Below are 592 nucleotides of genomic sequence, written 5' to 3'. Positions count from 1 at the left end.
GCGCGGTGCGGATGAAGTCCTCGTTCATCGTCTCCAGCATGCCCGAGCGGGTGAGCCGGGCGTAGATGGCGGAGTAGAGGAGGGCCAGCGAACACCAGGGCAGGAAGAGGGTGTTGGCCCACTGCGAGGGGTTCTCCGTGAAGGGGACGTACGTCCTGCCGAAGATCTCCAGCTTGTAGCTGAACAGCAGCAGCGCCAGCTGACCGGTGAAGAACATGGGCAGGGACACGCCCGCGAGCGCCACGCCCATGGCGGAGCGGTCGAAGAACGAGCCCGGCTTGAGCGCGGAGACCACACCGGCGGCGATACCGCCCAGCAGCCACAGCACGGCGGCGCCGACGGCCAGCGACACGGTGACCGGAAGCCGCTCGGTCAGCTGGGGCCAGACCTCCAGGTGGTCCTTGAAGGAGTAGCCGAAGCAGGGGGCGTTGCACTGGACCGTGGTGGGACCGAGGTCATAGGTGGCGCCGGAGACGATCCCCTTGATGAACTCCCAGTACTGGAGGTAGACCGGCTGGTCCAGGCCGAGGTTCGCCTTGACGGCGGCGATGTCCGCGGGCGTGGGGTTCTTGCCGATGTACTGCTGCGCCAG

Annotated in this window: 1 protein-coding gene; it reads right to left on the bottom strand. The window is 67.2% G+C overall.

Annotated features, from left to right (window positions below; translation table 11 throughout):
- The coding region (locus AOK15_RS31590) for an ABC transporter permease (protein ID WP_157870428.1) at positions 1-592 on the bottom strand (592 nt) is incomplete at both ends.

The organism is Streptomyces ossamyceticus (assembly GCF_001418475.1).
In the GTDB taxonomy this organism is placed as follows: domain Bacteria; phylum Actinomycetota; class Actinomycetes; order Streptomycetales; family Streptomycetaceae; genus Streptomyces; species Streptomyces ossamyceticus.
Note: the sequence above shows the minus strand (reverse complement) of the source record. Positions and strands in the feature narration are given on the sequence as shown.